10 protein-coding genes are annotated in these 21,664 nt (G+C 60.8%); 5 read left to right on the forward strand and 5 right to left on the reverse strand.

The features are described from left to right. Positions 1-154: 154 nt before the first annotated feature. From VSP_RS39815 to VSP_RS21930, 3 genes are all read right to left on the reverse strand, one after another. Positions 155-3,745 (reverse strand): c-type cytochrome domain-containing protein, encoded by a 3,591-nt coding sequence (locus tag VSP_RS39815; protein ID WP_009963378.1) that lies wholly within the window; start codon positions 3,743-3,745, stop codon positions 155-157. Between the two features lie 185 nt (positions 3,746-3,930). After that, positions 3,931-5,424, reverse strand: a complete 1,494-nt coding sequence (locus VSP_RS21920) for a hypothetical protein (protein WP_009963379.1) — start codon at positions 5,422-5,424, stop codon at positions 3,931-3,933. A gap of 405 nt (positions 5,425-5,829) precedes the next feature. Further along, positions 5,830-8,418 (reverse strand): LamG-like jellyroll fold domain-containing protein, encoded by a 2,589-nt coding sequence (locus VSP_RS21930; RefSeq protein WP_009963381.1) that lies wholly within the window; start codon positions 8,416-8,418, stop codon positions 5,830-5,832. A gap of 173 nt (positions 8,419-8,591) precedes the next feature. Between VSP_RS21930 and VSP_RS21935 the strand changes: the two genes are divergently transcribed. Continuing rightward, on the forward strand, positions 8,592-10,019 hold the full coding sequence (locus VSP_RS21935) for a cryptochrome/photolyase family protein (RefSeq protein ID WP_009963383.1): 1,428 nt from the start codon (positions 8,592-8,594) through the stop codon (positions 10,017-10,019). 82 nt (positions 10,020-10,101) lie between these two features. Here VSP_RS21935 and VSP_RS43145 read toward each other — a convergent pair whose 3' ends face one another. Next, positions 10,102-10,794: an ATP-binding protein gene (locus tag VSP_RS43145; RefSeq protein WP_198141209.1), complete on the reverse strand. Its 693-nt coding sequence runs from the start codon at positions 10,792-10,794 to the stop codon at positions 10,102-10,104. A gap of 471 nt (positions 10,795-11,265) precedes the next feature. Between VSP_RS43145 and VSP_RS21950 the strand changes: the two genes are divergently transcribed. The 3 genes from VSP_RS21950 to VSP_RS21960 all read left to right on the forward strand — a co-directional run bounded on the left by VSP_RS21950 (position 11,266) and on the right by VSP_RS21960 (position 17,937). Next, the gene (locus VSP_RS21950) at positions 11,266-11,667 is read left to right on the forward strand and encodes a hypothetical protein (RefSeq protein ID WP_156345126.1); all 402 of its coding nucleotides are present in this window, start codon (positions 11,266-11,268) and stop codon (positions 11,665-11,667) included. Between the two features lie 416 nt (positions 11,668-12,083). Further along, positions 12,084-12,617: a GNAT family N-acetyltransferase gene (locus tag VSP_RS21955; RefSeq protein WP_009963387.1), complete on the forward strand. Its 534-nt coding sequence runs from the start codon at positions 12,084-12,086 to the stop codon at positions 12,615-12,617. A 379-nt stretch (positions 12,618-12,996) separates the two neighbouring features. Further along, a complete protein-coding gene (locus VSP_RS21960; protein ID WP_009963389.1) occupies positions 12,997-17,937 on the forward strand; it encodes a beta strand repeat-containing protein in 4,941 nt (1,646 codons plus the stop codon). A 133-nt stretch (positions 17,938-18,070) separates the two neighbouring features. Here the strand turns inward: VSP_RS21960 and aroE are convergent, their stop codons facing one another. Then, positions 18,071-18,913, reverse strand: a complete 843-nt coding sequence (gene aroE, locus VSP_RS21965) for a shikimate dehydrogenase (protein ID WP_009963390.1) — start codon at positions 18,911-18,913, stop codon at positions 18,071-18,073. A 116-nt stretch (positions 18,914-19,029) separates the two neighbouring features. Here aroE and VSP_RS21970 point away from each other — a divergent pair, with 116 nt between their 5' ends. Continuing rightward, positions 19,030-21,600: a PVC-type heme-binding CxxCH protein gene (locus tag VSP_RS21970; RefSeq protein ID WP_029190666.1), complete on the forward strand. Its 2,571-nt coding sequence runs from the start codon at positions 19,030-19,032 to the stop codon at positions 21,598-21,600. The last annotated feature ends 64 nt before the right edge of the window (positions 21,601-21,664 follow it).

Genomic DNA, 21,664 nt, shown 5'->3' on the forward strand with positions numbered 1-21,664 from the left:
TATACGCACCAGGGCGGGTTGTCGTTGCGGATCAGTCAGAGTGGTGTTTGCAGTGCGGCAAAACGCCGCACCTTCATTCCGAGATCATCAAAAGTTCTGAAGGGGCTCCGATCAAGTCGCCAGCTACCCCTTCAGATCGTCATTTCCATCTGCCTCACTTCTTGTTGGCGTCCGCAGCAGGGGCTGGCACCGCTGGCGGGGCATCAGGCTTCTTCTCCTCAGGTTTTGGCGCAGGAGCGGGAGCGGGTGCAGGCGCTGCATCAGGCTTCTTGACCTCCGCGGGCTTCGCGTCGGCCGGTTTTGCCGGAGCAGGAGCCGCAGCTGGTGTCTCAGGCTTTTTCGCTTCCGGCTTCTTCTCCTCGGGCTTGGCTGGGGCGGCGGCTGGCTTCGGGGTCTCGGCAGGTTTCGGCGGCGGTTGGGCGGACTCTATGAGTTTGGCAATTTCAGCCTCGCTCAGCCCCACATTCACAACCAGACCTGGGATTTGAGCCTCCAGCTTCTTCGCCCCTTCCCGCGTAGCCCCTGTCTGCCAGACGAAGAGCTTCTTCAGGGATTTGGCAGCGGCCAGTTTGGCCAGGCCGGCATCGGTCACCTTGGTACCGTAGAGATTGAGGTACTCCAGCTTGCCCAGCTTGGCCAGGTGATCGAGTCCGGCATCCGTGATTGCCGTATTCTCCAGATGCAGGCGCTCCAGGTTGGTCATCCCCGCCACCATGGCGAGTCCTGAATCCGTCACCTTCGTCCGGGCCAGATCCACCCAGATGAGATGCGGGTTCACAGGAGCCAGCAGCGCCAGCTCCTTGTCACCGAACTTGTCCGCTGCATTCACCGTACCGAGACGCAGTTGCTCGCTGTCCAGAGACACCGCCATCATGGAGGCATTCAGCGCAGTGACCTTGGCAGACACTTCAGCAATGATCTTCTTCTCCGCATCTGTCAGGGGCTTGGGCTTCGGTTTCTCGACAACCTTTTTGCCACCGTCAGCTTTGGCAGGCTTGGCAGCGTAGAGCGCCTTGGCGATCACTTCGATCTCCGGGGTCTTCCTGGCGTTGGCAAAGGTCAGGGATTCACTTGCCCCCTCGGCGATCCACCACTCCAGGAAGGCCAGCTCTTCCTTGCTGAGCTGCGGCTCATCAGCTGGCGGCATGTGCTCGTCGTCCTCCTTGGGCAGCTTGGCACGCACCAGCAGCAGGCTGTCCTTGGTGTTGCCAGCGATCACCGTGGTGGCACCATCACTGCCGCCTTTGAGCAGGTCGGAAAATGTGTGCATCTTAAGCTTGCCCTTGCTTTTGTCTGTTCCGTGGCAGGCGTTGCATTTGGCGGCCAGGATGGGCGCAACCAGTTCGTCGTAAATTTTGGCATTGGGGTCAAGAGCCTTGCCCCCGCCAGCCACAACCTTTGCGCTTTCAGGCTTGGCCGGAGCAGGAGTTGCAGCCGGAGCAGGCGCAGGCGTTGGCGCAGGAGCTTTCGGCTCCACTTTGGCCACCACAGGGGCAGGAGCAGCAGCAGGCTTCTTGGCGGAAAGATAAGCATTGGCGAACCCCTCGATCTCTGGAGACTTCTTGGCCGCCGCTAGGGTCAGCGTCTCGCTGGCTCCCTCCGCCACCCACCATTCCAGAAGTGCCAGCTCCTCTTTGGTGAGCTGGGGCTCATCGCTCGGCGGCATGTGATCGTCATCATCCAGCGGCAGCTTGGCCCGTACCAGCAACAAGCTCTCCTTGGCATTGCTCGCGATCACCGTCGTGGGACCGTCGCCACCGCCCTTCAGCAGATCCGCAAAGGTGTGCATGCGCAGCTTGCCTTTGCTCTTCTCCGAGCCGTGGCAGGCATTGCACTTGGCGGCCAGGATCGGGGCCGCGATGTCCGCATAGATTTTAGAGTTGGGGTCAGCCTTCCCTGCCGGAGCAGCAGCTGGAGCAGGCGCAGCGGGCTTCTCAGGAGCGGGTGCAGGGGCAGGTGCCGCAACCACTTTTGCATTGTCCTTCTCCGTCCAGCCGATGTTCACCAGCAAGCCGGGGCGCTTGGCGCGGAAGGCTTCCGCCGCCGGCTCGGTCACTCCCGTCTGCCAGAGGTAGAGCGCCTTGAGCGCTTTCAACCCTTCCAGATCGCCAAGGATCTTGTCTGTCACTTTCGTACCGTACAGGTTGAGGTACTCCAGCTTCGCCAGCCCCTTCAAACTGGACCCAGCGGCATCCGTCACCGCCGTATTTTCCAAATGCAGTTCCTTGAGATTGGTCATTTTGGCCAGAGCAGCCAACCCTGCATCGGTGACCTTGGTGCGAGCCAGATCGAGCGCCACCAGAGAGCTACCGATAGACTCCAGCTCCTTGAGATTCGCATCACTGTAGTCACGCGCCACATTGAGCGCTGTGAAGCGCAGCTCCTTGGCATTCTGAGCCACTGGTGCCAGGGAAGCCCCGGTACCATTGATCTTCTTCATGGCCTCCGCCACGGCGGGATCCACCCCGCCCGCGCTTGGGGCCTGCGCTGCCGCTTCCGCCAGGGTCAACATGACCGGCGGCGTACTTCCACCACTGCCACCTTTGGCCTTGGAAAGGAGTGCCTGGAGCGTCGGCTTCAGGTTGTCCGGAACCTGGGCGTCAGCCACCTTCAGATCCTTGCTGGCACCGGCTTTGACCCAGATCGCCACCAACTCAATTTCTTCGGCGGTCGGCTGATCCTTGTTTTCCGGAGGCATGTGGTCGTCATGATCCAGCGGCAGCTTCATGCGAGCCACCAGCAGGCTCTTCTCAGGATCGCCCGCCACGACATTGTCGCCACTTTCGCCCCCTTTCAAGATGGCCTCATGATTGTCGAGTCGAAGATCGCCTTTGGTCTTGTCGGCATTGTGGCAATTGTTACACTTGGCCTCCATCAGCGGGGCCACCACCGCCGCGTAGAACGTCGGGCTGCCCGCCGTGTCCACCGTCGCCACGGCCGGAGCCGGGGCAGCAGGACCGCCACCCACTTCTGTCCCATTTGTTTCCGGCACCATGGCTGGGGCAGGCGTCCCGACCGGAGCGGGCTCGGTGGCCACAGTCTCAGCGGTGACGCGTGTCACCTCAACCTGCGCTGCACTTGGCGCAAAAAAGTCCACCACCTTGGCCTCCACCGTCCGCACCGTGTTGCGCACGTCTTTCGGCGCATACTCCAGCAGGTAGTCGCTGCCATGCACCATGTTGCCGCCAAAGTGCGCGCCCACGCTCATGATCCCCAGCGTGAGGAAAAGCAACCCCCGATAGACGAACCGGATCCTTCCGCCACTATCTTCGGAGATCTGCTTGAAGATGAGGGCCAAAAGCGACCCCACCACCGTGGCGATGCCCAGCGCCTGGTGCGCGGCGAACATGCCCCCCTTGTACCCGCCCTCGCGAGAAAGCAGGATGCCGAACACCACCGCCACAATCGAGCCAAAGGCCCCAAAGCCCATCACAAATCCCACGGACCCCCTGACCGCCTGTCCGAGAGGAAAGCGAAGCATGACCAGAGCTTCCATGAAGGCGGCCATGATAAGCACCCCAACAGGCAAGTGCACCGCGATGGGATGGAATCGCCCAAAAAACAATGCCCACTCCGGAGTCGGCAGTGCTTTGGCCGCATTCGTCACGGGCGGGACAAGCATCATCGAAACGGCAAAGAGCACCACAAGCCCCACGGCACAGATCCAGCCCACCAGCGGACGACGCGGGTTGGATGGGTTCTCGGGGGATTCACTCTGGCTGAGACTGGCTGCTGAAGCTGGCATGTTGAGAAGGTCGGGATGACGTTATCGTGTTCCTACGTAAGTCCAAAACGAACGGCACAGCCGGGATAAATCAATTCCAGTATAAATTCATGGCAATCTCCGGCCCTGCAAAAAGAAGTGACAGAAGTGGATGTCACAAACCACCCGGCGTTACGCCATCGGGCATTTTTTGCTCAGAATCAGTCCTATCCGGCGAAGTAGCCCCCGTTAAGGTCGTCGGCCAGATGCAAGGCGGTGAATCCCAGCCAGATCACCAGGAACCCTGCGATGAGCAGTTTCTCCAGTGAGAAGGTCCGTCCTGCCAGTCGCACTGGCATGTCCTTCAGCAGCCCATGCACCACCGCCATGCAGAACAACAGCGGCACCAGCGAGATGGAATTCACCAGTCGCGGCCCCACCTTGAGGGTGGTGAACCACCCGAACAGGTAGCAGAACGCCGTCATGAGTCCCGCCACATAGAGCAACTCCCACTTCCACTTCAGCAGTCCTAGAGACGCCTGCTCCCAGTTCACCGCCATCGCCATCAGCATGAGAGCCCCCCAGAGCAGCAGCATGACAAAGAACGGCGGATACTCAGCCAGCGCGTTGTTGAACATCATCACCACCCCGCGCTCCACCCGCCGCTCGATGCTCTCCAGCGAGTGCTCCCGGAAGTACTTCCTGGCACTCGGCAGTTCATCCGGGTTGTCCACTTTCCCATCCCCATCCTTGTCCACACTCTCCAGAGACCGGTCCAGCCCCATTCCCTGCATGTCGTGCTTGTCGTCCACATCGGTCGCCCACATGTAGTACATGCTCTGCACGTTGTAGAGCGGATTGCCGAAGGTCTTGTACGAGGTGTAGAGGTACGGGGAGATCGGCACCATGTAGCCCAACACCATCACAGGTCCGGCGATGAGGATGGCGATCCGGCGTTTATTGCCGGCAAAGATGAGCTGCAGGCCCATAACGCCGCCCGCCGCAGCGAGCGCCACCAGGGCATTGGCCTTGCTCATGTGCCAGGCACACAGGAAAAATCCCGCGATCAGGGCATGCCACCACTTCGGGTCCTGAAGGGTTCGCACGATCCAGGCTACCGCCACCACGATGAGGGTCGCCACCAGCACCTCAGGCTGCACATAGGGTGCTTTCAGGATGAACAGCTGAAAGGCCACAATCAGACAGAAGGCCAGCCCCATCCAGTTCCCCAGCCAATGCCGCAAGGCAAAAAACAACCCCACCAAGAGCACAACGGAGAGGCCAATGTTAAAGGCCCGCGCCACGGGGAAGTATTCGTTGTAGAATTTCTTCAACCCTTCCGGATCCTGAGGGCGCAGGGTGGAATCTGCCGTGGTTGAAAGCAGGTACATGAAGAGCGGCATTCGCATACGGGTGATGAACATCTCGTAGTTCGACTCCCGGAGCCCCTTCCCGTAGTTCATGTACACCCGCTGATCATTCAGGTCGTACGCGTTCACTGGCCGGTTGGCCTTTGCGGCCGCGGCCTCATCGCCGTTGAAACGATCCTTGACCTCCGTGTCCATGGTCCGCTGCAACTTCACGTTGACCTCGTAGCCATGTTTCACAGCCCTCTCCACATAGAACCAGCCCGCGCCCACCAGCACCAACAGAATCAAGCCAGTCGCCCAACGGGGAAGTTTGGCACCAGGGGCAAAGGCATCGAGCAGGGCGGAAAACATGGGAGACGGGCGTGAAGAATCGGGAAAAGCAGGCGCATTAGAGGCGGATTGCGGGAAAGGGCAAGGGGGAGGACAAAATTGAACCGTGTTTTCATGCTCCTCGATGGCGCAATCGCCATTCCCAAGCACATGGGACCCGGGGATGGGAGCTGCCGCCCCACTTGGCAGCACGTTCAAGCCCGTGGACGCCGCCTCCGACACCCGCAACTGGAAAGAAGGCGACTCCTGACAGCTCGTCGACTGGGCCCACGTCACCATACGGGGCCGTCACCGGCACCTTCGCCGCTTATGGCCCCCCACTCTGGCCACAGGTCTCGAGTGGGACATCAGTCTCCTCGTCCAGACCGGGGGCATCTCCGTGGTCGCCAACCACCCTGCCGCAGCCGCCTCAACCAGCGCAGCGTCTCAACGCGCCACTTGAGGCACATCTCCGCCCCCCTTCCCCTCCGGTGCCGCGTCCCATTCTGCGACATCATGAAAGGTTGGCGCATCGAACCCACTGCTCAGCCCATCCTTCACAAAAAGGCTGTCCAGTTCTGGATGATCTTCCGGGCGTTGCAACCGGAGTTTCAAGGTCTGCCCCAGTTGCAGCTTCTGGGCTGGGAGGGGGTGCGCGCCCATCCAGCTCCAGTGGGAGACCACGATCTGATCCCCGGGTTTCACCCCAAGGTCACCCACCCCTTCCACCACCTCCGTCACTTCATAGAGGTGATTGACGAGAGCCTCAGTATAGGGCTGAAACTCCTGCAACGTGGGCGTGGGAGACATCTCCGTCAACTTCGCCCAAACGACGCCCTCCTTCACGGGAAGACGCTGTCCCGACATCACGATGGACGAATTGGCATGCTGGGCCACCTCCTCGTCCCTCAACTTGCGATTGTAGATCAGCACCCGTTCGATCTCGCCACGCCAGGCTTGCTTGCCCTCTGATGAGGCACCCAGACGCATCTTCATGGACTCCCAGTTGCTGAAGTCGCCCGTGATGCGGTTTCTAGTCCAGGCCACCTGCCCGTCCACATACACGGTCAGTTTATCCTTGCCGTAGGCCAGGACGAGGTGGTGGGGGTATCCCTTCTGCACCACCGCCAGGGAGGTCTCCTCCACATCCCCCGCCGGGCCGTTGGCCGGGGTCCTCATCCAGAGAAATAGGCGCGGCCCACGCTGGATGATCGTGAGATTGCGCTCCTGGTCATTGTTTGCCAGCGTCAGGATGCGCCGGTCCTCCTTCTCCTTCACGTTGCCCTGGGGCGTGATCACCATTTCCAAGCTCACCTCATGAGTCTTGCGGCATTCCGAAGAAACCAGCTCACCGGCATCCGGCGCATCAAACCAGCCGCCACGCAATTTCATCGCCCCCCGCTGATCCCAGAAGGCCACCCCTTGAGGCACCACGGTGCAGGGGTTCCCATTGGGCAGCTTCGTCAGCCCCCGCACCTGTTCCCACACAAAAACAAGCCCTTCATCGGTGGCCGGCCAGGCAGCCTTGGGCACACGAAGGGCCGTCGCCGCCATCCGGTTGGGATGTTGCGCCCGGTCCTTGAAGCCCTCGATCACCAGTGCCTCTGCATCTTTCGACTGCTCCGGAAGCTTCACGGAAAGGGAAAGATCCCCCTCACTCAGTTTCCAGCCATTCAGCACGGTGCCATCCGCCAGCTTGACGATGGCCTCCCTGCTGTCAACAGGCTCGTCGAAATCCACCACAATGCCATCCTTGCCCTCACGCCGGGCGCCTTCCACCTTGGGCGGAGCAGGGGGGCTCACATGCACGTAGCCACGCAACTTTCTCCCATCCGGAAGCTGTCGGGCTTCAATCCAGTATTCACCCGGTTTTTTGAACGTGTGCTGCACCTTGTCCCCTTCATAGTTCACCTTGCCGGTCATGTGCCAGCCCCATGGCCCCTTCCCCACATCCTTCACCGCAAAGTCCAAGGTAGTTTCCCCTTCCACATACCGGGTGCCCAGGGGCAGCTCTGTCCGGTACACGTCGGGATAACGGTCCGTTCCCTTGAAACTGGTATAACGTACAGGGTTGCCAATGATCTCCAGTGTCACCGGGTTCAGGTGGGCGAGGTACAGATCGTAGTCCGCCTCGAAGTGGTCATGGCTGTCCGGGGAGGCAGCGAACGCGATGAGCCGTTGACACGGAGAAACCATGGGAAAGTAGATGTAATTCCGCTTTCCGTGCAGGCGCTCGTCGTCCTTCTGCAGGATCTGGCCGATCTCGCGCGTGGCCAGACGCATCTTGTTCACAGGTCCGCCGGCCCCTCCCATCCAAAACCCCCACTTGCTGTCGGCGGTGAAGTAGGGCTGACAGCCGCTCTGCCTCTGTTCATGCCAGAGGGTCTGGGCCTCCGTATCCACCCTTGCAAATTCTGGCGTGCCGGAGGTGGCATGCCTCCCGTCTGGACTCATCAGGTAACCAAACACCTCACTGGGCTGCTTGAGCAGGCGGGTCGTCTGCCCCGTGCTCAAGCTGAACTCCTGGGTAAATCCCTTGTTGTCGATAAAGCACAGCCGGTCCTCCCCCCTCCAAACCACGGCACGGTGCTCCGCATAGCTGCGAGCTTCCGCAGCCACCACTCGGCGTTTGCGGCTTTTCAGGTCCATCACCCACAGCACTCCGTACCGCCCCACATGCCCAGGGTAGCCTGTGGACCCCCGCGGATAGCTCAGGTAGGCCAAGCGCCTGCCGTCGGGGGAAATTTTGGGGCAGAAGTGATCCCGCCCAGACTCAGTCGGCACCAGACGGCGTTCCTTGCCGCCGTTGATGCGCTTCGACCAGATCTCCCAAGCTCCCGACTTCGTGCGGCGCTCCCACACCAGAAATCCGGACCCCACGCGGGACAACCCCATCATCTTCTTTTGGTCCAGATCCAGGGGCACCTCTTCAGCACGAACGTCTTTTTCACGGTTCCGCCTCCATTCCACCACGGCAATGGCTGCCGCCGTAATCACTACAAAAACAGGAACATAGATCTTCCAAAAGCGCGACATGTACTAGAATGAGGAGAGGGCGGATGATGAAATAGATGAACGAAAATTCAGAATCGTAAATCTGCACACATCCTCCTCACCGGGCAATGAGGAAAAGTTCCTTGATACAATTAAAGCATGCCTCCGGTTGCGGTGCAGCCGACGTATAGCTGCAACTTCGTCTTCCCCTTCCGATGTTGACCAAAACACCCGTCTCACTGCACTGGTTTCGCCGCGACCTGCGACTCACAGACAACACTGCCCTACACGCCGCTCAGACGGCTTCCACTCAGGTGATCCCCTTTTACGTCCTCAGCAGTTGGAAGAAGGCGCACGCCTGGACAGGCCCCAATCGCCAGCATTTTTTGTGCGGCAATCTGGAGTCTTTGGCCAAGAATCTGGAGGCAATCGGTTCCCGTCTCATCATCCGGTCTGGAGAGACGGTGTCAGAAATCGAGCGGTTGATTCGCGAGACGGGGGCCACCGCGCTCTATACAAACCGTGATCCCGATCCCTATGGGCAGACGATCGAGACCCATGTGATCGCTCTTTGCAACAAGCTCGGCGTGGCGTTTCATACCTGCAAAGACGCCGTGCTCCACCAGCCACAGGAGGTGCTCACTGGCAATGGCGGCCCCTACCGGGTCTTCACTCCTTATTCCAAAAACTGGTTGTCGCTTCCCAAAGCCCAGCCTCTCAGCAAGGTACGCACCCTGGGAGACGCACCCTCGCCGAAGATCAAGAGCCTCCCCCTCCCCACAGTGGTTCACTGGCACCTGCCAGAGCCGACCGCCACCCTGCCCACCCCCGGCGAAAAAGCCGCTCGCGACCGGATGAAGACGTTTGTGGACAGCGTCAGGCTCCCCCGGTACGAGGAAACGCGAAACTTCCCTTCCGTGCCCGGCACCTCGCAGCTCAGTCCGGACTTGCGATACGGCCTGATCAGCATCCGGGAGCTCTATCATCGCTGTCAGCAGGCGCTGGCCCAGGCGGGCGGACAGCCGGCGGCACAGTCAGGCATCAACACTTATATCAAAGAACTGGCCTGGCGGGAATTTTACATGGCTGTTCTCCACTTCTACCCGGAGGTGCTGGAGACCGACTTCAACCCAGACCTCCGCGGCGTTTCCTGGCACCAAGATCCCGCCGGTCTCGCAGCGTGGAAAGAAGGCCGCACAGGCTTTCCGCTGGTGGATGCCGGCATGCGCCAGCTTCTCGCCACCGGCTGGATGCACAACCGTGTGCGTATGATTGTTTCCATGTTCCTCACCAAGGATCTTCATGTGCACTGGATGGAGGGTGAGAGCCACTTTATGCAACTCCTGGTGGACGGGGAGATCGCCAGCAACAATGGCGGGTGGCAGTGGAGCGCAGGCACCGGTGCCGACGCCGCGCCGTGGTTCCGCATCCAGAATCCCTGGACCCAGACCAAACGCTACGATCCCGAGGGCAAGTACATCAAGACCTGGGTGCCGGAGTTGAAAGACGTCCCGGCGGAGATGTTCTTTGCACCGCCCACGAATGGCCTGCCTCTGGCCAAAGGATACCCCCTTCCGATAGTCGATCACGCCACAGAACGGGATCGCACGCTGCAACGGTTCAAGGTGGCAACGAAGCGATAAAGATTCACCCTAATTCCGCCAGTCCTGCATAAACCTCCGTTTCGATCGCGGAGGCCCCCGCGCTTCTGCGGCAGAGCCAGTCTCACCCTTCCGCATCCGCCATCTCCACCAGCCACGATGCCTGGGTGAGGCGTCGTACGATGGCCCATCCTTCGCCACCATAGCGGGCAGCCAGTTCGTTCAGGCTGAACTGGCTCGTCCACAGAACAGGCAGGCCGCAAGAACCCCGGTGGTCGAGCAGAGCTTCAAGCTCCGGCGCAGCCTCCCGAGGTGCGTCTTCCTCACCCATGTCGTCTAACAACAGCACCCGCACCCGACGTGCTTCACTGAGCAGGCGCCTGGCTCTCTGCACCACCCGGGCGTCATCATCGTGTTGATCCGTCACCGCAGTGGCCAAACGGGAGGCCGGCAGATACATCCAAGAGCAAGTGTCCGGCAACCGCAGGAGCAACGTGACAAGCATCCGCGTCTTGCCCATCCCATCTGGCCCAAGCAGACCAATCCCATGAGAATCCTCCGCGCCTTCCACACACCAATCCAAGGCTCTCCGCACCACTTCACGTGGGAGACTCGTCCGCCACGGTTCAAAGGGTTTCAAAAGACTGTCCGGTATTTCCGCCAGGCGTCGAGCCCGACGACGGACAGACTCACCACGTTCCTTCCCGGCCACGAACGGACGAAAAAGTCGCGGCTCCACCTGGCGACTCGGCGAGATCTGTCCTGCGCAATGGGGCCGGTCGTCGTGGGCAGATAAGGTGTCTGGGAAGGCGAACATTTTCGTGATATTCGCCGGAAACTCCAGATTGGCCGTAATGGGCTGGTGACTTTTTTGCCACCGCCTGAATGCGCGCTCCCCCTCCCCTCTAAAGCCCTCAGAATCAACGCAAAAATCCGCCCTGAAAATGTTCAAATTCCGTTGGAAAACTGGCTCTGAAGCGCCTCATCCCGCTTTACCCCTCTAAGAGTGATGATGGCCATGGCAAATTTCGCCGCAACCGCATCGGTTTGAGGTCTCCCGATTTTCTTAATACACCTCACAGGTCTCTTGGCCCCACGCATCCCGCGGCCAGAAAGGACATCAAGCATACCTGAGAGGTAGCCTCAAGAGACGCACACAGTCTTATCCAGTTCGCTGTGCGTATGGTCCGTTAAACCCATGAAGACGGAACTGACTTCAACCCCGCGTCACAATCGCAGTGCTGAGAACAAGAAGTTGGATAAGAGCCGCCCACAAGGCCATCAGAACATGAAAACCAACACCACGACTGACCGCACCCGCCATTTTGACGAGAGCGAGACCACTTCCATCGAGACGACCATCTACTCGGAGAACTCCATCTCCATGAGCGAATACCGCATCCTCAATCCCCAGACCGCCGAGGTGCCCACCTTGACGCAAAGCCGGGTGCTGGCTGCCGTGCTCGAACGCGTGCGGATGAAAGAAGCCCGTCGCGCCAGGAGTGCAGCCCGCCGCAAAGAACTGTTAGACGCAGCAATGAACGCGGTGCTTCATCCCTGGGAGCAGTTCATGAGTGTGTTCCACCACGCCCCGCAGCCCGCACTGGCCCGCGTGCATGTGGCGACCGGCAGCCAGGCTGGCAAGAGCGTGCGCGTGACCTCCCCCTATCTCACTCTGCCACGCGCCTGATTGCTGGGAGAGGATGATCACGCCGCCCGAGTCCCGGACATGGGGCGGCTGCTCTTCACACGCGCAAGCAACATTCTCCCGAGTCGTTCTACAAGCTTTCCGGCCCGGCCAACTGGAGACGCAGAACCTGCTTGGGGAAAAGACGCCCGGAGTGTTGCGGTGCATTTAGAGGCGGGAAGAAGAAGTGAATCGAGATTCACACCTGATGCCCAACGCCGTCCGGCTCAAAAGGGCCGCAACCCGCAGGGGCAGACCTTGGTACCGACGGTGCCGCACTTATTTCGCCCCCTTGAAACAACCTGCCACACCAGGAGGTTTTCACCCTAACTTGGAGACGGTCCAAAAAAGGTTGTCGTTCGGTGCTGGTTCATGGTCTAAGTTGGACAAGAGCAGTCTGTCCGCCTCCGGCCATCGCCATGATCCATCTCTTACCCGCTGCCTCCGAGCACCACGATGCCATCTGGCACATCTTCCATGAGGTGATCCAGGGTGGGGATGCATACGTCTTCCCGGAGCACATGAGCCAGTCAGAAGCGCTGGCTTACTGGCTCGCTCCAGGCCACCACGCCTATGTCGCCGTGAATGGCGGCGGCCGGGTGATCGGCAGTTATATCCTAAAACCCAATCAACCCGGGCGCGGGGCCCATGTCGCCAATGGCAGCTACATGACCGCCGGCAGTGCCCGCGGCATGGGCGTCGGCTCCATCATGGCGGAGCACTCCATCGCGGAGGCGGAACGGCTGGGCTACCGGGCCATCCAGTTCAACATCGTCGTCAGTACGAACGGCACGGCAGTGCGACTTTGGCAGCGGCACGGCTTCAAGATCCTGGCCACCCTGCCCCTGGCATTCCATCATGCGAAGCTGGGCTACGTGGATGCCTATCTCATGCACCGGTTTGTGGGTGAAGCCCCAGCGGCTCCTACCATGCCAGGTGAATCCCCGCCTTGATCACACAGGGCCACTCCCACCAGCATCAGAATGCCCCCTATCGTCAAACGAAGGAAAGGTTAACCCTCCGCCGGGAGCTGTCGGACTGCAGGCGGGATTCTCAAAACTCAAAGGGCCGCAGCCCCCTTTTCCTGCCCACTACTAGTACGAATATGATCCACCCTCACACCCTCTGCCGGAGTGGCATGCTGGCTGCTTGGTGAACACTGGCCCAAGACTACCCTAAAAAAATACCGCCTTCAGCGGGACAAGGGATGTCCACGACCTCGTCACAAGCAGCCCCCGCCGTATGAGACACATCACATTCGTATTTTTTCCACTTCTTGTTTGTACGTTTCTGACTCTTCCCGGCCTGGCTCAGACGCTCACATTTGACGGTGTGCCTACCCCCGTCGATTCCGGTGCGCAGAATGGCGGCGGAGACTGGAACACCACTGCTCTCAATTGGTATGACCTCACCCTCAACCAGAACGCCACCTGGAACAACGACGGGGCCCACGATGCCGCCTTTGGCAACACAAACAGCGTCACCGGAGGCACCATCAACCTTGCGGAAAACATCTTCGTCCGTAACATGCGATTCAACAGCCTTCAATCCGGCCCGACCCTCGCCGGAGGCATGACCCACACCTTCAGTTCCACCAACGGCAGCACGCTGAACTTCGCCGATGGAGCCGTCATCACGTCGGCGGAAAACAGTTCCTCCGGCTCTGGCACCATTCTGTTTATCAACTTCAATCTCGCCGTCAAAGCCCACAACCTCACGATGGCCCGCGATTCCGGCACGCTGTCGGCCACTTTCCAGTACCTCCGTTTTGCCAATGACAACGACCTCACCGGCACACTGACGCTCCAGTCCGCCCCTGATCTCACCAAGGGCATCTTCCTGCTGACCGCAGGTAACAACACCCTCGAAGGTCTGGACAAAGTGGTGGTTCAAGCGGGAAGCGTTCTTGCCACCAGCGGCACCGGCCAGACCTATGTGACCGATATTCACCTCGCTGGCAACGGTGTCGGCAACGGAGCCATCCGGGTGGACTCCGCAAACATCACCTATACGGGCGACATCGTTCTGACAGCGGATGCAGGAATCATGACCAACACGTCCGCAGGGAACGCCATCATTTCCGGTGGCATCTCAGAGCAGGGAGGAAGCTACGGTTTCGCCCGTTTCGCGTCGGCAGTGGATACCATCCTGACCATCACCGGGGTCAATACCTACACGGGGAAAACGACCTTTGGTCGCTCCAGCTCCGTCGCGGGCGGCATCACCATCCTGGACTTCAATGGTGCGGGCGCACCAGAGGACGACATTCTTTACAACAACGTGACCAGCGCCGGGATGCTGGAACTCATCGGCGGCACCTACGGTCGCGCTGCCCTGGTGCTGCAGGGCAAGGACGGGATGGCCAACAGCCAGCGCTTCGGCAATCTCAGCGCCACCGGCACCCGGTCCAGCTTGGCGCTCATCTCGGGTACGGGGGGGACAATGGACCTCTCGCTTGGCACCATCAGCCGTGTGCAGGCATCCACCACTCTGGCGTTTGTCACGCCAGCTTCGGGCACCATCACGACCACCCAGGCCAATGGTCTGATCGGTCCGTGGGCAACCATTGCAGATGCTTCCGGCAACGGCGGGTGGGCCCAGGCCAGCGGAGGCTTCGTGACCCGCTTCACCGGCACCACCACCCATGCTCTCGGCACCACGCTGAACGCCTACACCGCCACGACGGATCTCCAGCTGACGAATGCCTCCCGCGCCGTTGTGACCGCCAGCGAGTCAGCGACGGTGGCGTCCATCTCTCAAACCGACACCGTCTCAAAGCGCCTGCTCGACATTGGCACTGGCAATCAACTGCAGCTTGGCCAAACCGCCGGCATCCAGATAACAGGCGGAGCCAGGGATCTGATCGTGGGACGCGCCGGCAGCGCGGGAAAGCTCACGGCAGGCACCGCCACCGGGGCCAGTCTCTTCCTCACCAACATGTCTCCCAGCGCCACACTCACGGTCCATTCCCAGATCGTGAACAATGCCGCTGGCCCCGTCAACCTCTACATCAACGGCTCTGGCAATGTCGTACTGGATGGTGACAACACCTTTACAGGCAGCGTCCAGATCGCCAGCGGATCCCTGGAGATACGTCACCCAGGGGCGCTGGGCACCACAGCGGGTTCCACCACTGTCCTCGCGGGGGCCGCACTGCGCCTCTCCGGGGACGTCTCCTCGGCAGAAGCCATTAGCTTTGCGGGGACCGGAGTGAGCAATGACGGAGCCCTGCGCAGTGTGAACGGCAACAACACCCTGACGGGGCTTCTCACCCTGGCCGGGCCGGGCCGTATCAATGTAGATGCCGACACGCTGACGCTTCAGGGGGCCACCCTCGCCACCAACGTGATTACCGTCAGCTCCACCTCCAACACCTTGAATTTTGGCGGGGCTGGCACCCTGGTCGTCAACGGCCGGATCAACTCCTCCACTGGCACCGCCTTTACGAAAGACGGCAGCGGCTTGATGGTAGTGAACGGCGACAACGCCTACACCACTGCGACCGCCGTGAGCAATGGCATCCTGCGCATTGGCCACGTCAACGCGCTGGGCACTGCCGCAGGCACCACCACAGTCTCCGGCACCGGTGCGGTGGAACTTTACGGAAACGGGTGGACCGTGGCCGAAACCTTCACCTTGGGCAGCACCGGCACCAACCAGAGCGGAGGTCTGCGCAGCACAGGCGGGGACAACAGCTACACCGGGCTCATCACAGTCAACGGCACTTCCCGCATCCAGTCACTGGACGGGACTCTCACCCTGGATGTCGCGAGTGGCAGCGCCATCATCAAAGACAACTCCAGCACCAACCGGGCGCTCAGCTTCGGCGGCGCAGGAAACATCCTGGTGCTCGATGCCATCTCCAGGCAGAGCACCGGCATCTTCTCCATCACCAAGGACGGCAGTGGCACCATGACGCTGCACGCCGCCAGCAACTATGACGGCACCACCACCCTCAGCGCAGGTGAGTTGCACCTTGACTTCGGCGGCGCGGGCGTTTCCACGAACCTCCTCTACAACGGCCTGTCCACCCCGGGCGGGCTCACCATCTCCGGCAGCACCCTGCGCCTCACCGGGCGGTCGGGCACCACCACCAGCCAGCAGTTTGGCAATCTGGCCATCGGCGTCGGCCAGTCCTACATCACCACGGTGCAGAACGGTGCCACGGCCATGAACGTCTCATTCGGGAACATCTCCCGGGCACTCTCCGGCAGCGTTCTGGAGTTCACCCCACCCACCGCTGGCAGCTACACCACCACCGGCGGAGTGAACGATGCCATTATCACCCATGATGGCACCGCCTCCGTCACCTGGGGTAAAAACGACTGGGCCGCCACCACCGGAGCGGTGGATGGGCGGCGTCAGGTCGTGGGACTATCCAGCATTGTGGACGGCTACACCGCCAGCACCTCCACCACCTTGTCAGGAAATGCTGACGTCGTGCTGGGTGCCGGAACCATCACACTGGCCGCAAGCGCTGACACCAGCAGCCTGCGGTTCAATGCCTCTCAGATCAACTACATCGGCATAGGCGAAGGCAACACACTCACCACTGGGGGCATCCTTGTCGGTGAGGGCGTGGGAGCGCACGCGACCTACATCGACGGCGGCATCCTTCGAAGCAATTCCACCGGACTGTCATTCACCACTTCTGATCTGGTCATCGTGCAGAACAACACCTTGGGCGATCTCATCATTACCGCGAACATCGACAACAACCTGGGTGGCACAAACACCAGCACCTCTCTCACCAAGAGCGGCGCAGGCACCGTCATCCTGGACACGGCCACTCACAACTACTCCGGCACCACCAAGGTGGTAGAAGGTACCTTGCACCTCCGCACAGGCAACATCAACACCGCCGGCCAGTACACCCTGGGCGGAGGCTCCACCAGTGGCAAGTTCAAGATCGGCAACAACAGCACCTCTATTCTGGTCTATTCAGACTGGCTGCAAATCGACGGCTACGGCACACAAAACGCCCTGGTCGGCGGAGGCTCCCTGCTCTCCACCTTCCTGCTGGATGGCTCAAACATCACCAGCGACTTCCGCAAGGGCTACATCGGCGGCACCGGAGAGTATGAGAACAACATCAGCATCCGTATGGCGGCCGACAACGCCCCGCTGATTTTGGGTGCGAACAACACCTATGCAGGGAAGACGACGATCTCCTTTGGCATCATTGAGGTGGAAAAGCTGGCCGACCTCGGCCAAGTCAGCTCCCTGGGCACCGGCACCTTCAATGGCACCGGCCTCACCGCAGACTCCGGCATCATAGACCTCTCGAACCGCACGACCGGCTCGACTGGCCTCAATGCCTACTCCGTGCTCCGCTACATCGGAAGTACGGACTCCTCCACCAACCGCGTGGTCCGCATTTCAAACTCTGATCTTCCCAACGAGATCATTTCGGTCGTGGCGGTACTTGAGAACAACGGTACCGGCTTGGTGAAATTCACCTCCGCGATGCAGGCGGGCGGGTCCAATCCCGTCGAGCGGCTCCTGCGTCTCAGTGGCACCAACACCGGAGCCAACTCCATCGTCAGCATCAACAATCCGAGCGCCTCCATTCTGACCCGCATTGAGAAGACCGGAACTGGCACCTGGGCCATCACGGGGGCCAGCACCCACGGCGGCGGCACAGACATCCTGGCGGGCACCCTCCTGGCCATGAACACCGGCGGCAGCCCCGGATCCGCCACCGGCACCGGAAACGTCACCGTGGCCGCGGGAGCGACCCTGGGCGGTACCGGACGGGTCGCACCGGGCGCAGGGTCGAACATCACCGTGAATGGCACCGTAGCGGTGGGTGACTCCACGTTGACCATCGCCCAAGCCGCCCGCCTTGAAATCGCCACCACCGGCATCGGCACCCTCACTTTCAAGACTGGCAGCAGCCTCGCACTCGACCTGTTCCATGGCCAGACGTTAGGAAACAACACCAGCGACAGCACCGCAGCGGATGTCATGGTCATCAACGGCTCCCTGGTGATCGAGAACGGAGCCACCCTGCTCATCAACAACCCTGCGGACATGATGGAGTGGGCTGTGAACGATTCCTGGAAACTCTTTGACTGGTCCGGCCTCGGGTCCCGCACGGGAGAGTTCAGCGTCCTCTCCCTCCCCGGATTGAGCGGTGATCTTTCGTGGGATACCAGCAAGCTCTACACCGACGGCATCATCTCCATCACCAACGTCCCCGAGCCGGGCAGGTTGGTGCTGCTGACGGCGGCCCTGGCAGCTGGGGTGACGAGGAGGAGAAGGCGTCTTTAGGACTTGGGCGGGTTTCTGTTTGTACTACGATCAGTTCCCTCCGGGCTCCAAGCTGACATCAAATTGCCCCATCACGAGGCAAGACAATCGTTCGCCCTCGAACCCGAAGGATTCCCCATGGAATCGGCCACCTCTAGTCAAACAACCTCGCCAGCGCCTCCCGCATCACGCCCTTGTCTGGGGAAACACCTGACCAATACTCGATATTCGTCGCCCCCTGGTTCACAAGCATGCCCAGCCCATCCAGCACCTTGCAGCCCAGGTTCTCAGCCTCCTTGAATAGCCGGGTATAGGGGGGATTGGGAATGACATCCGCCACCACCATCTCCGGCTTCAAGGAGGCCAGATCAATCTCAGGCATGTCATCCACGTCCGGATACAGCCCTATGGATGTCGCATTCACCACCACCCCGGCATCACCGGGGATGGCAAAGGGGCCGGTCCACGGCACAAACACCGCTGCGGCAGGCGTGTTTCGCGTGACATGGGTCGCCAGTTCCATGCCGCGGTCCTCGGAGCGGTTCACGATGGTGAATTTCCTCGCTCCCGCCAGGGCCAGCTCCACGGCGATGGCACGGGCTGCGCCACCCGCCCCCAGGATGACGACATGCTGCCCGCTGGGGTCTGCCACCTCCTGCAGGCTGTTGAGGAAGCCTTTGCCATCGGTATTTTCCCCGATCCACTGGTCCCCACGTTTCACTGCGCAATTCACGGCCCCGATCAACCGGGCCGCTTCGCCCAGACCATCCAGATGCTCAATCACTGCCACCTTGTGCGGCAGGCTGCAGTTGAATCCCACATACCCCTGAGCCTTGGCACCGCGCACGGCGTCTGCCAGATCTCCAGGAGCCACCTCCATGTTCACATAGAGGTAGTGCAGCCCATGATGCCGGAATGCCGCCTCCATCATCACCACGGTGGGATTTTCGGCGACGGGCTTGGCAAAACAGCCGGTGAGGGTGGGCAGGAAGTTCATGCAGAGGCAGGCGGGGCGTACTGGACGGACCGAACGACTCTGGCCTTTCGATCCATCGAGCAAAGATCATGACTCCCGGATTGTTTCCTTGTCAACCGTTGCGTAAACTGGCGCTGATGAACGGTGTTTCCCTCCCGCCAATCCCGGCCTTGTCTCTGACGGCTGGACTTTTCCTGCTGCTGATGCCCCCTGCATGGGGCCAGAACGGGGGCGGCGGCACTTCGAAAGAAAAAATCGAGCCCCCCACGGTGGTGGACCCAGGCCTCAAGGTGGACCTCTTTGCCAGCGATCCCCTTCTGCGCACCCCCATCGGGCTGACTTTTACCCAGGACGGCAAGCTGCTCGTCATCGAAAGCAACACCCATTTCCGCCCCCCCGGCTACCAGGGACCAGAGCACGACCGCATTCTCTGGATGGAAGACGCCGACAACGACGGCAAGGCCGAGAAGGCCAACGTGTTTTTCGAAGGCACCAGCATGACCCTGGATCTAGCCACGGCCCCGGATGGCTCCGTTTATGTTGCCACGCGCAATGAGATCTTCCGACTCCGGGATGCAGACGGGGACGGCAAGGCTGAGCAGGTGGACCGAAAGCTCGTCTCTCTTGAGACGGACGGAAACTATCCACACAATGGTCTGGGTGGACTGGCCTTTGACGGCAACGGCGGCCTTTACTTCGGAATGGGAGAGAATCTGGGTGCCGCGTACACGCTGGCGGGATCAGACGGCAGCAAGCACAGTGACCAAGGGGAAGGCGGGAACATCTTTCACGCCACCGTCGAAGGCGGCAGGCTGCGGCGTGTCGCCACCGGGTTCTGGAACCCCTTTGGAGTCTGCGTGGATTCCTGGGGCGACGTGTTCGCCACAGACAATGATCCTGATTCCCGCCCCCCCTGCCGTTTGCACCATGTCATCGAGGGTGGCGACTACGGCTACCAGTTCCGCTACGGCCGCAGCGGTCTGCACCCCTTCATCAGTTGGGACGGAGAACTGCCTGGGACACTGCCCATGCTCGCCGCCACCGGCGAGGCCCCGTGCGACATCACCTTCTATGCCCCAGGCGCGACCAAGGGATTCCGGGGTCTGCCCGCACCATGGCACGGCAGCCTGCTCGTGGCCTCCTGGGTGGATCACACCATCGAGGCCTACTCCCTGCCCGACACCGCCCACGCCTACCTCTCGGCGGAGAAAAAAGTTCTGGTTCAGGGTGGCAACGACTTCCGCCCGGTCGCCTTTGCCACGGCTCCAGATGGTTCCATCTATGTGAGTGACTGGGTGAAGCGAGACTACGAACTGCACGGCAAAGGGCGAATCTGGCGAATCTCCGCCAAAAAAGCGACCGACTTGAAGGGCCCGCTCGCAGTAAAAAGCGGCATTGCCTGGAAGCAGGAGCAACTCGACAAGATCCTGAACAAGGAAAAGGTCACCCCGCTGGAGGCTGCTGAATGGCTCAATGATCCCAACCCTTGGACCTTCTCCGCCGCCATCACCCGGATGTCCAGAGAGCAGGACCTGCTCTGGATTCTAAAGGACAACAAACTCCCCTACCCCCGCCAGCGGCAGGGACTTCTCCTGGCGCTGAGCCGTGATGCCAAACGTACTGGAGCAGAGCCCCTCCTCCTGCCCAAGGAATTCCTCACCGATTCCGATCCCACCGTCCGCCTCCTCGCTCTGAAGTGGGTTTCCGACAACCGGATGGCGGACTACAAGACGGATGTCGAAAAGCTGCTGACCGATCCTGATCTCACACCAGCACTGTTCTACGCCGGCATCACCGCACTGGGGCGCCTTGAATCCGAGCAGATCCAGGAGGCCGATCTCATCAAGCGCTTGAAAGCCCGCCTTTCGGATGCCCAGACGCCATACCGCCTCAAGCGTGCCGCTCTGGAAATACTGCCGGATCGCGAACATCAACTGCTGGCTGCCGATCTCGCGCCCCTTCTGAATGAGGGTGACGGTGCCTTCCAGGAGTTTGTCACCCAGATCATCGGCTCCCTCCGCGACAACAACCGCGAGGGCCTGCTCCGACAGGTCGCGTTTGATCCCAAGAAGTCTCCCGAGGCCAGATCCTCTGCATTGATGCGCATGACCTTGAATGAGGAGGACAAGAAAGCTCTGGGCATCCTCAGCATGGACTCCGATCCGATCATGAAGCGGGCCAAGGAACTCGCCATGAGCGAATCCCCGCTGCCGCCTCCTCCCGCCGGCCGGCCCCCGCTCAATGACATCCCGGCATGGGAAAAATACCTGGCTGCAGTGCCCGGCAAGCCCGATCTCGCACAGGGGCGCGAGGTGTTCTTCCACCCAAGGCTTGGTGGTTGCGTCCTCTGCCATCGGATCGATGGCGTGGGCAGCCCCGCTGGCCCCAACCTCTCCACCATCGGTGCCACCAAATCACCAGATTATATCCTTGAATCCTTGCTTCAGCCCAGCCGCAACGTCCCACCCCTGTACGAGTCCTACAACCTGACCACCAGTGATGGAAAGGCGCGCACCGCCTTCCAGCTCATGGAGCGCGGCAATGTCCACACCTACGTCGGTCTGGATGGGCGCTCGTTTGATGTGAAGATTGAGGAAATCACCAAACGTGAGCACCTCCCCGTCTCCATCATGCCCGAAGGAATGGTGGCCCGCCTGAGCGACGCCCAGATCCGGGATCTTGTGGAGTATTTGAAGTCGAAGAAGTAGCGGTGGTTGAGGCTGCGGTGCTGGAGTGGCCAGTGCCGCCAGGACTATGCTGCGTATTCCTCTC

The sequence above is a fragment of the Verrucomicrobium spinosum DSM 4136 = JCM 18804 genome, from assembly GCF_000172155.1.
In the GTDB taxonomy this organism is placed as follows: Bacteria; Verrucomicrobiota; Verrucomicrobiia; order Verrucomicrobiales; family Verrucomicrobiaceae; genus Verrucomicrobium; species Verrucomicrobium spinosum.